The sequence below is a fragment of the Flavobacterium agrisoli genome (genome assembly GCF_016522065.1).
Taxonomy (GTDB): Bacteria; Bacteroidota; Bacteroidia; order Flavobacteriales; family Flavobacteriaceae; genus Flavobacterium; species Flavobacterium agrisoli.
The window spans coordinates 234,107-246,458 of sequence record NZ_JAEHFV010000006.1 but is presented as its reverse complement, the minus strand read 5'-3'; the positions used below and the strand labels follow the sequence as shown (position 1 = coordinate 246,458).

Genomic DNA, 12,352 nt, shown 5'->3' with positions numbered 1-12,352 from the left:
ACAGGGCTAGAGTGAAACCTAAAATAACTAAAAATCAAAAGGATACCATTTAATTTCGGCTTAACTTAATGACATTGCACTCGCACTAGCGGGGAGAAATCCAGAATCTGTTTGAAGATTTTCGGTTTTTTTTACAACAATATAAAATATAAATTTCCTCGTAATTATTTATTCGATATTTTTAATAAGAAATTAGCAATAGACCGAGTCTCTTCAACCGAAAAAATTGGCTCAAAATATTTTATATATGACAACAAATCATCCAAAATCAAAATTTTAACAAACTGAAATTCTTCTTTTGGCTTATTATTAATAAAAACTACAATGTTTTTAATTGGTATTTTCTTTTTCCCAAAATGATGTTTTTTTAAATTTAATAATGACTTATTCTGTTCATCATTTAAAATTTTAAATAAGGCATAATTAGACCTCTTCACCTGCATAATTGGCGAATGCAAATCGATATTATTAATTGAATTCTCGCTCCAATTTTTAGTTTCAATTAAAAAAATACCTGAGGGTGATACAACCAGATGGTCAACTTGAATAGATTTTATAAAATCAGATTCATTAGGGTTTCGAATAACTTTTTTAAACGAATTGCAAAAATCATTAATTAAAATATAATCATCAGATAAATTCCCTAATACCGCCGACACTTTTTCCTCTCCAATAGCTCCATAAATGTAATTTTTAAGAAAATCTATAAGATGATACTTTTTATCGATTTCCATTAATTCTATTTCTCCACTTTGGATAACTGCTTGATCAAATTTATAAGTTATAAAATCATACCGCTTCTTTTTATTACTAATATGTTTTTCATCACATCTTATGGCATAATTATATTTAAAAAAATAAATTATTGGTATGAACCAAATCTCTAACCAAATCATTAAATTCAAATAATAATCTTTAATAATCAAAAATGGATTGTTATTTACCTTGGGTAAATTCTCTATATTGGAGTAAGACTTTTCTAAGTTCTCCCTTTTTTGTTTTTCAAAATACTCAGTTATATTTAAAAACTTTGTTTCTAATTCAGAAATTTCTTTTTCTAGAGATTTTTTTTCATCATAGATTAAAACATTATGATGTGAAATAATTTTATTTCTATAGTTAGAATAATTTCTATAAAAACTTTGTAAATCATCAATAGAATGTAAATCACTAATTTTATTTTCCTTTAAATGATATTCAATCTCCTTTAGAGAACCTATTTTATTAAATGTTACACACATATCATAATTAAATACTATAGACTAAAACAATTAATAACAAATCTAATAAAAAACGCCCTCATTACTGAAGGCGTTTCATTATCTCTAAAATTGTATTTACTTCACTTTTAAGCTAAGGCTTGCAGAATCAATTCCGTTACCAGTTGAAGCTTTCAACTGAATCTTTTCTTTCTTCCCGTTAGATTGAATGATGGCAATACATTTGCCGTTGTATACTTTACATGAATTCGCTTTAAACGACTCCAAATTGGCTTGATAACCGTTATCAACGCCTACTAATTTCCCTCCACCGGTGACTTCAAAATTAACTAAATCGTTGGCATTTGGAATTAAATTTCCGTCTTTGTCAGTGATAGAAACCGTTACGTAAACCAAATCATACGTATCGTTTTTCATGGTGGTTTTGTCAGCCTTTAAAACAATTTTGGATGGCGTTCCAGCGGTGTGAATTTCTTTTTCTAAAACTACTTTTCCATCTTTTCTGGAAATGGCTTTTAACGTTCCGGGTTCAAATTTTACACGCCAAAAAATATGTAAATCATCATTTTGTTTGGATTTTTTACCCAATGATTTTCCGTTCAGGAATAATTCTACTTCATCGGCATTGTTGTAATACGCCCAAACGTCGACTTCCTGATCTTTTTGCCAATTCCAGTGCGGAAAAATGTGCAAAACGGGTTTGTTTGTCCATTCGCTTTGGTACATATAATAGACATCTTTCGGGAGTCCTGCCAAATCAATAATTCCGAAATACGAACTACGCGCCGGATACGGATACGGGTCGGGTTCGCCGATATAATCAAAACCAGTCCAGACAAAAGTACCCGCAATGAAATCGGAGTTTTTTATTGCTTTCCAGCTTTCTTCATGCGTCGAACCCCAAAATGATTTTACATTATCGTAAGCCGAAACCGTCCAGTCTGCATTGCCATCAAATTTCTCTCCATATTTTACAGGCCAAGCTTTAACCACGTCCGAAGGCTGATCATAATGTCCGCGGGTTTCAAGAGCAGAAACAGTCTCGGAAGCAATTATTTTTTGTCCCTTGAAACGCGCTGGAAAAGTTGCGTAATCTTCGTGTTTGTAATTGAACCCTAATAAATCCAAAGCACCTGATTGATAAATGAAATTCTTCTCCGGAACATTCTCTGTCAACGCACTTGTTATTGGACGAGTGGTATCCAGATTTTTTACGATTTGTGCCAATTCTCTGGTAATCGCAATTCCGGTACTGTCGAATTGTTCACGGATTTCGTTCCCAATGCTCCACATCATCACCGACGGATTGTTGCGGTCTCTCAAAATCAAATCTTCTAAATCTCTTTTGTGCCATGCATCCCATTCTTTGTGAGCATCATTCTTTACTTTTGGTTTTTTCCAAACATCAAATGCTTCGTCTTGGACAATGAAACCCATTTCATCACACAATTGCATCATCTCCAACGAATGCGGATTATGTGACATTCTAATAGCATTACAACCCATTTCTTTCAGCAGAGTAAGTTTACGTCGAACGGCATGAATATTCTCTACAGCTCCTAAAGCACCGTTGTCGTGATGCAGACAGACTCCGTATATTTTGGTTGGTTTTCCGTTTAAAGAAAATCCCTTTTCGACATCAAAAGAGAAAAATCGAATTCCTAATGGTGTTTCATAAGTATCAACCAATTTTTTATTCTCGTAAATTTTGGTAAGCACTTTATACAAATACGGATTTTCGGTATCCCATAAGTTTGGATTTTTCACTTCCAAATTATGTGTTTTTTTAGAATTGGCATTTGCCTCTATTTTTTCTGATGACACTGCATTGGCTACTTCTTTATTTTTAGCATCTACAATGGAGGTGACAAATTTGAATTCTTTTTCAGTATTTGCTTTATTTTCTATAGTCACTTCAAAATGTACCGATGCTTTTTCTTTACTGATTTTAGGAGTAGTTACATAAGTTCCCCAATGTGCTACATGCAATTTTTCGACAGCTACCAAACTTACGTTTCTATAAATCCCAGAACCGGTGTACCATCTGGAATTGGGCTGTGCATCGTTATCCACTTTTACGGCAATAACATTTTCTTGCTTTCCGAAATGCAAGTAAGGAGTCATTTCGTAAGCAAAGGAAATGTACCCACTAGGACGAATTCCCAGCGAATGTCCGTTGATAAAGACTTCACTGTTCTTGAAAACACCGTCAAATTCTATCGAAATCGATTTGCTTTCCCAATCTTTTGGCAAGACAAATGTTTTGCGATACCAGCCTTTTCCTGCAGGCAAAAATCCTTGTTTAGTTCCTGTTGGAAGCTCTTTATTGAATGCGCCTTCGATACTCCAATCGTGTGGTAATTGAAGTTTTCGCCAAGCTGTTGTATTGAAGTTAGCTTGCACCGCCGATGGATAATCGCCTAGTTTAAAGTTCCAGTTTTTATTGAAATCTTCAATGATTCTAGCTTGTTTAGTTTGTGCAAAACCTGCTGTTGAAAGCAATAACACCAATACAATTCCTATTCTTTTTACCATTGCAATTATTTTTTTAAACCATATAAGTCATTTAAGTTTTAAAAGTTTGGCAAGTAGATTTGCGCAGATTTCTTTTTACTTTGACCTCTATTTTCTTTACTCTTTACTCTATCTTCTAAAAATTACTGAAACTCAAATGCGTCCAACATTAATCCATACATATCATCCCCTTCCAAAGTAATGGTATATGTTCCTGCATTGATGTAACCACCTGAAGTTGTATTTAAAATCTTCCATTTATCAGGAGTTGGAGCAAATTCAATAGTATCATCACGCATCATAATTCCGTAGGCATCCTGCATTTTGAATTTTACTTTTAAAGGCGTTTCATTACAATTTATAAATTTAAAACGCATCAAATAAACTCCAGCAACACCAGGTTTTACTACAAATTTCACGCTATTAGGTGTTCTTTCTGTAAATTCTATGAAATCGGCATTTTTAAAATTACTGGTAATAATTCCTTTGCCTTTTGTTTCGGCAAGTTCAGCTTCTAAAACCAATGTTTTACGAGAATCATCCTTTTCTCCCATACTATAATAAGGAGCAACTGCAATACATGAAGGAGAGACCGTTTCTCCAAAAATAACTGTATCTGTTTTACTAAATTTCTTCTGATAAACATCAAAACTTGCTCCAAAACTATTTTTAGCTTTATCACTCAATTTTGTGTATCCATCTAACTTATCCAGATTATTATTGGAACTAGGATAAAAAACAAAAACATTCGAATCGCGTAATAATGTCAAACTTCCTGAGTTTGTTTTATTTTTTGGAAATTGTATAAATTCTGCTCCAGAAATTTCGGAAGGAACTTGTGTAAACTGAATATCGGAATCGTTAAATTGCTTTGAATTTATATCCAACCAAGTTTCTATATTATACTCCAAATTGGAATTCAGCACTACATTTTGAATATTTTTTGGTGATGCTGGGGCAGCTTCAATTTTCTTATTTTTAGTTGAAATTGCTATTCCTGAAATAATGGCTTGCCCTACTTTTACATTCGGAAATGAGATAACAATCTTTCCGTTTTTGCTTTTTGCCTTAAATGACAATTTAAAAGCTTTATCATGACCAACCTCTTTCCAAATATCTACGTCTTGTGCAACAATTTCGTCATTAATAGCAATGTCAAACAAACGCCAATTTTCACAATTCATGCCCTCTCCCGTTCCGTACCAAGGTTCTGTAAAAAACAGTTCTACTAAATATTTACCATCAGGAGCTGGAAATTCATATTTCAATTTATCTACACCATAACGAAATGTTTGAAATAATTTATCATTCTCAGTTCCCTCAATTGGGTCGTATGTCATGCGTTGGCTTGCATAAAAAGCAGGCAAATCTGTAAACGAATCTGTCCATGAAACAGAGCCCCAAGTGTTTTCTTTGGTTTTATGTACATCAGCACTCCAGATATTTCCAAAAGTATCTTTGAATTCGCTTCCACCACTATTTACGCGGTACAAATAATTATAGCTCTTTTTGGGTTGAAGAATGGTTTCTATTTTTTCGGTTGTATTTTTTAATCCCGGTGCTTCTGGTAAATTATTTAAAACGATGTAATCTTTAGCCACAGCAACACCATTTACATAACCTACTGCGTACAATACATTGTATTGAATATTCACATTATTAAACTGAAAATGCTTTCCAATTCCTGGATTTTTAAGTTTACCTAAAGAAACACTATTGATATCATTAAACAATTCTACGGCATCACAATTCGAGTAAATATCGATTCCGTTTTTCACTCCAGGTTCATCCCAACGATTTGGCCACGTATGCGATACAATGTACACCATTGGATTGGTTTTGGCCGAAACATAATTAGCGCGATACATATAATACGCATCTAAAGGTTCTCCCCAAATACTAAAAAGTCCTTTGTAATTCACCGGACCCACTTTATCTATATCACGATATCCTTCGCCATTTTGAGTTCTTCCCGGATTTTCGTGAGAGGCAAAAATCCATTGAAATTGTCCTGCCATTTTATCTCGTACCGATTCAGCTTCGCGGACTTTAATTTCCATCAATTGGGAGAAACGATTTTCGCTTAAGATTCCTTTTTGATCAAATTCACCTTCAGTATGCAAATCATGCGAACGCCAAGCGCCATATTCTCCATTTAACAATTGATTACGCATTTCTAAATCATAATTAAATGGATCACCGCCATAGGTTCCTGACCAGTTTTGTACTACATTCCAATCGGTTCCTTCTCCCCCATTACAAGTAGTTACAATGCGTTGTTTCTCTGATAACGGATCCATTTCGCGAATAATTTGGGTACATTCTTCGGCAAAAGCTTTCGGAATCGTACTTTCATTTTGCAAACCCCACATCACCACTGAAGGATTATTTCGACGTTCTTTTATCCATTCACGCAAAAGGATTTTAAAATTCTCTTTAAATTTAGGCGTATCGTACCAAATATGTGCCGAAAACTGACTCCAAAACAGGATTCCGTTTTCGTCTAATAATTTTTGATATTCTAAATTATGAGGCTGATGCGCTTCACGAAAAGCATTAAACCCAGCTGCTTTAATTTGTTCAACTCTGGCTTTTATTTGTTCTTGAGAAAAAGCGTGACTATTCCCAATTTGATGTTCATATTCGCAAGTTCCATTTACAAAAAAAGGCTCGTCATTGATATAAAAACGATTGTCTTTTCCGTCACGGCTCACTGGCCAACTTACCCAACGTATCCCGTAAGGTGTTTTGAGTTCATCTATTTTTTTTCCGTTTTCAAAAATGGAAGTCACCAATTGATACAAATACGGATTAGATGGTGACCACAATTTTGGATTTGAAATTTGAGGAAGAGTTTGTGAAATTTCTTTTATTTCGCCTGCAATAAATTCTAAATCACTTTTTGAACTGGTTACTAATTTTCCATTTGAATCAAATAAATTATTTTCAATGATCAAACTTTTATTAGAGGTCCCATAATTTTTAATTTCGGTAGTCGTATGTAAAAGTGCTTTTTCTTTAGAAGTTGTTTTGTCATTCCAAATATGAACACCAAAAGGTTCAATTCGGATATCGTTAGTAACGACCAAAGTTACCGGACGGAAAATCCCCATGGGTTGTGAACCTTCGGAAAATCCCCATTCTCCGGAACAACCTCCACAAACCCAAGGCAAATCGGCAATAAATTCGGGATGAGCTGCTTTGACTAAAATCTCATTATTTTTATCGAAAGAAATGGCTTTGGTAATATCAATTGTAAATGTGGTTCTACCACCTTTGTGTTCGCCAACTTTTTGGCCATTTACCCAAACAGTAGCATACGAACTCACTCCTTCAAAAAAAAGAAAATGTTGTTTCCCTTTTTGTTTTTTATCCAAAGTTAGGTTTCTGTGATACCAAGCCGTTCCGTGAAGATTACCATGTTTGGCACGACGAAAACCGTAATATTGATCCCAATTATGTGGAACCGTTACGATTTGCCATTGCTCGTTTACATTTGGCTTTTTTACAAATTCATTTTCGCTAACAGGCAACTCATCCATTAGTATGGTTTGCCATAATGAATTCAGCGAAACCTCAACACGAGATCTCGCTGACTTCCCACCATTTTGCGACCAAGCAAAATAACTAATAAATAAAACAATAAATAAACTATTAATTTTTTTCATTCTAATAAAATAACCAGTCTGCTGCTTGAACATCGTCTTTACCAATAAATCCAACATCACGTGAATTTATAGTCTGATTGCCATCAATAAATCCTAAAACGAGAACTCTTCCTTTTCCTAAAACCAATTCGTTTTCACCCGGTTGAAACAAATAAGTATGAATATTAACACGAGGTAATTCTTTTAAATTCACTGCATTTGCTAAAATTACTTCGGCTTGTCCATGTGCATTTCCGGCTGCATCAGTCTCCAAACTTGGTGGAAATAAAAAGCGTTTTTGATCGGTATTAAAATACCCCACAACCACTTTTACTGGTTTATCATTTTTGAATTTCAAGCGTGTTCCATTTTCATTTTGTGAAGATTCTTCAAAAGTTACTCCTTTTAAATTTTGCAATTCAGGAGCAATTTTTGTCAATTCTGAAATTGGAGTTCCGTACAGTTTGGTTCCACTTTTTACTTCATAAGAACCTGTTCCTGACAATACTGTTACTTGAGCTGTTTTCCAAGGTTTCACTTCTACTTTTGCAATTTGACCACCTTTAGCATTTTTCAAAGCCTCTAAATTACGTTTAAAGTTGGCTAACTCACGCTCGTAATGTGGCAATAATTCTTCCCATGTTTTGTTAAATCCGTCATCACCACCAATCGGAATACGACGTTGTGCCGTTTGCATAGAATTGGCGTACAAATAGGTATCTTTTGTTAATTTTACTAATTCTTCATAGTATTCAATACTTTTTTCTAAATGAGGTAAAGCTGTATCCAAATCAGTAATATCTTTTGAATAACTGTAACGCAATACCAACATAGCAGCTTTTACTTTTTCTGAAAAAAAGTTGGCAAAAGCGGCATAACAATAAGTATCATTTTTTAAACGATCAAATTCGTCTTTATTTTTAGTCACTTTTGAAGCCGCTAAATCAATAGCTGTTACTGCTGCTTTTCCATGTGCCGTAATTTCACTAATTAATTGAGGTGGTGTTTCTCCAACATGTTTCTCGTGATTCCATTCTTTTTTAGTGTACTCTTCTAACAATTCCCCAATAGGTCCACATGATTCGTGGAAACCAGGATAGACACGCCATTTTGCAGGATTTACCAATTGGCTTTCGAACATTCCTAACAACAAGGTTTGACGGTTTCCTTCGGTAATTCCGAATTTACGCAAGGCTTTTGGAGCAATTTCACCCATTTGTTCATAAGCTTCTAAAATTTCTTTTCCGCCATCCACATTGGTTCCATATTTTTCACTTAAAGTCGTACTCCAATAGTTAATTTCTTCATTTCGGTCGCGTTTACTTTCCCAAGCGTAACGAGCCCAAGCCGAATACCAAATCCAATCACGATCCATTTCGCGTAAACGTTCTCCCGATTTTGTTTTATCAGCCGTATAAGGCCAATCCCAATACGACGCTTGGGGATACAAGTGCAAGGCATTTGCACCGTGAATAGTATGCATTGCTTTAACCGTTTTCTGAATAAAGTCAGGTGAACCGTAACGGAATGGCTCCAAATTTGCTAAAATGTGTACATTCTCGATGTGAATAGAACCTAACGAACTTAATTTTCTATGCGTTTCTGTCCAAGAACCTCGAGGCTCGTACGTGGTTAATGATTCCCCATTGTACTTACTCATGGTGTATAAATTTTTATACAAAGGCAACGCTTTATCCATTACCGCCGGAGCATCTGTATCATGAGAACGCAAAATAATGGGTGGTTCTTCCGACTTTCCTAAAGCTTTTAAACCATCGCGAACACCTGGTATAATCGTCTCTGTGAACCATTGAATATCGTCCTCGTACGTATTCATCGCTTCCCCTAAACACACCAACAATCCCACATTTGGGTATTTTTCGATGAAAGCTGCAATTGATTTTTGCGTATAATCGGCAATCTCTGGTGTAATGGGTCTGGAACGTTCCTGCGTTTTAATTCCGTAATGTTCGGCAAAAGGTTTAGAAACAATAATGTTGTAAAACATTTGAATCACCCAGATTCCCCTTTTGTTAGCCTCGGTGGTTAAAAAGTTATAAATCTCTTCATTTTTCTTAAAATCTTCATCACTTACCTCAACAGCAAATGGATAATCTTTTAATTTCACCAATGAAGCAAAGGGGTGTCCGTTCCATAAATACAAAGAATTCAAACGGTTATCCACCATCATGTCTAAGTACTCAATCCATAATTTTTTATCATAAAACCATGGAAAAGTTTCGGGCGTATAGGGGTATTCATACACATCTCTTCCCGGTAAATAAACAGGCTTTTGAACCCCTATACAAGTACCACGCAATACCATTTCTGGACTTTCCTGAACAGAAATAGTTGCAGGTAATTTACCTGATTTTTCAATTTGTTCTTCTAATTCAATGGCGCCATACAAAACCCCTGAAGCATCAAATCCTTCAATAAAAATGAGGTTCTTTTGAGAAGAAATTTGAAAACCTTCTTTCTTTATTAACTTAGTCTCGTCTAACTTGAATTTTGACGTATTTTTTTTCCAATAGCTACTTCCTTTTTCGCCTAAAACAACCACATTTTCGCGTGATTTTTTCACCATTTTATCAGAAAAAGCAACTTCATATCCTTTTGATTGTAGTGTTTTTGAAAGTTTTTCGGCACCAAATGCGGCCCGTGGTGATTGTGCGTCCCGAACAATAGTCACCTTTTGCGCCGTAATTACCGACACAAAAAAACATACAAAAAGTAAACTTAAATATTTCATTTTTAAACGCGTTGAGCTGTCGGCTATGAGCGTTCAGCTACATATAATTATATATTTTTTGTTTATTTTCAAAGCTCATGGCTGATTGCCCAAAGCTGATTGCTAATGTCACAGCCCTTGAAAAATTTTCTTCAAATAAGCCACATTAGCTCCGTAATTGGCTTTTACATCTCTCACTTGATTGACATCTCTAGAACGCTCCACGATTAACCATCCCTTCCAATTCATATCATCTAAGGTCTGTTTAATTTTGGGCATATCGACGTTTTCATCATTTTGCAACCAAACTCTGTCTGTTGTTGAAGCGTGAATTTGCCCGATATTTTTCTTTCCTAAAATTTTCAACTCTTCTGCAATATCTAAACCATTATCAACTGCATGGGCAAAATTGTAGGATATTTTGATATTCTTGCATCCAATTTCTTTTAATAATTTTACATTTTCGGCTGAATCAAATGAGGTTTCGATGGCAATAATTCCGCCCACTTTTTTCACTTGTTTAGCTGCCCATTTTAATCGTTCTACTACAATTGGTCGCAATTCTGGATTCTTTTTCAAATCACTTTCGGTTCCAAGAGGTAAATACGCCACTTTTACGTTCATATTTTTCATGGCTTCTACACAATCGTTAATCATTAAATTGATAGAATCTCTTTTAGCAAAAGACTGTGCATAAAAACCAGACATGGCTATTGAGCTGATTCCTACACCCGTTTCTTTTGATTTATCCAGAAACTTTTGTCTTTCTACAGGATCACCCAATTTGCTGTCAAAGGTTGGACGCTTTCCTAATCCGCCCATATCGAGTTCAATTCCGTCAGCATTAATTTCTTTTGCTAAACCAAAGGCTCCTAATTTTTGCCTTTTCAAAATCATCCAATCACAAACCGCTATTTTGTATTTTTGTTTTTTAGTTGATTGAGCAACACTATTTTGAGTAGAAAATCCAGTAATAGCCATTGTCAATGCTAATCCGAAAATCTTTATGTTTTTAGTTACATTCATATTTTATGTTTTATTATTCTTCTTCCGCTTTTACGGCTTTTACCACTTTACCTTCTTCACCCGGCCAAATACCATTTTTAATTGGTAACGCCTTTAATTTTTTCGGATCTACTTTTACGTATTTCAATTTCTGACGTCTCCAAGTGTACACAATGTGCACCATGCCGTCTTTACTCTGAATTATTGATGGATACGAATACTGACTGATATTAGAATCTTCTAAAACCAAAGCCGCTTTCCAATTGATTCCGTCATCAGAAACAGAAACGTTCAAAGGCGTTCTTGGTCCTTTGGTTTCGTTTCCTGGAGGTAAAACGTGATTGTACACTAATACATGTTTTCCGTTTTGAAGCGTTACGGCATCGGTTCCTGAATTATTTTGTGGCAATCCTATTAATTCTAAATCCGACCAGGTTTTTCCGTTATCTTTAGAAAAAGTACTGAAGACCGCACGGTTGCGCGTTCTCCCAATCGCCTGAATACTTCCATCTTTATGAAATAAAATACTTGGCTGAATGGCATTTATTTTTTGTTTTCCTCGTGAAATGGTATCCCCCATCACCCAAGTTTTTCCAAAATCGGGAGTGGATTCCATACGTAAATGCCAACCATTTCCTTCGGTGCTTGATGGTAATAATAAAGTACCGTTACTCAATAAAACGGGTTTATTTTTGATAGGCCCTAAGAATCCATCAGGCATTTTTTCAGCTTCGGACCAGGTTTTTCCGTCATCCGAAGATCTTTTTAAAACACCCCACCATTCTGATGGTTTTGGGCCAATTTTATAAAATAACATTAAATCGCCATTTGGAATTTGGTACAACACCGGATTCCAGGTTGGGAATCTTTTTCCGTCTGGCATTACGCCATCAGCAACTTGTATGGCTTCGTTAAATTTATCGCTACCTTTTGGTTTTATCGCGACATAAATACAAACATCCGGATTTCTTTCATGTTTACCTCCAAACCAAGCAGAGACTAAATCGCCATTAGTAGCTTCTACAATTGTTACCGAGTGACAAGACGGATAAGGTGCTTGCTCATAGATAAATTGATCTACTAAGATTCCTTCTTTCCAAGTTTTTTTCTCTAAAGCCGATTTACAACTTCCTAAAAAAAGCAATCCCAAAAAGGCAATGGTTAGATGTTTGAGTTTCATTATGTATACTTTATAATTATATCGTTTATTTTTAACGGATTACACAATAATCCAT

At 35.1% G+C, this 12,352-nt stretch carries 6 protein-coding genes; all 6 read right to left on the bottom strand.

Annotated elements, in window-relative coordinates:
- Positions 1–164: 164 nt before the first annotated feature.
- Complete coding sequence (locus I5M07_RS13810) at positions 165–1,241, bottom strand: nuclease-related domain-containing protein (protein ID WP_200107035.1); 1,077 nt, start codon at positions 1,239–1,241, stop codon at positions 165–167.
- 96 nt (positions 1,242–1,337) lie between these two features.
- Entirely contained in the window at positions 1,338–3,755 is a 2,418-nt protein-coding gene (locus I5M07_RS13805) for a sugar-binding domain-containing protein (RefSeq protein WP_200107034.1), read from the bottom strand.
- Between the two features lie 122 nt (positions 3,756–3,877).
- Positions 3,878–7,402 (bottom strand): malectin domain-containing carbohydrate-binding protein, encoded by a 3,525-nt coding sequence (locus I5M07_RS13800; protein ID WP_200107033.1) that lies wholly within the window; start codon positions 7,400–7,402, stop codon positions 3,878–3,880.
- A 1-nt stretch (position 7,403) separates the two neighbouring features.
- Positions 7,404–10,133, bottom strand: coding sequence for an alpha-d-galacturonidase (locus I5M07_RS13795; RefSeq protein WP_200107032.1), 2,730 nt, complete (start codon positions 10,131–10,133; stop codon positions 7,404–7,406).
- 108 nt (positions 10,134–10,241) lie between these two features.
- Positions 10,242–11,138 (bottom strand): sugar phosphate isomerase/epimerase family protein, encoded by an 897-nt coding sequence (locus I5M07_RS13790; RefSeq protein WP_200107031.1) that lies wholly within the window; start codon positions 11,136–11,138, stop codon positions 10,242–10,244.
- A gap of 13 nt (positions 11,139–11,151) precedes the next feature.
- Positions 11,152–12,297 carry a sialidase family protein gene (locus I5M07_RS13785; RefSeq protein ID WP_200107030.1) on the bottom strand — a complete coding sequence of 382 codons (1,146 nt, stop codon included), beginning with the start codon at positions 12,295–12,297 and terminating at the stop codon, positions 11,152–11,154.
- Positions 12,298–12,352 lie beyond the last annotated feature (55 nt).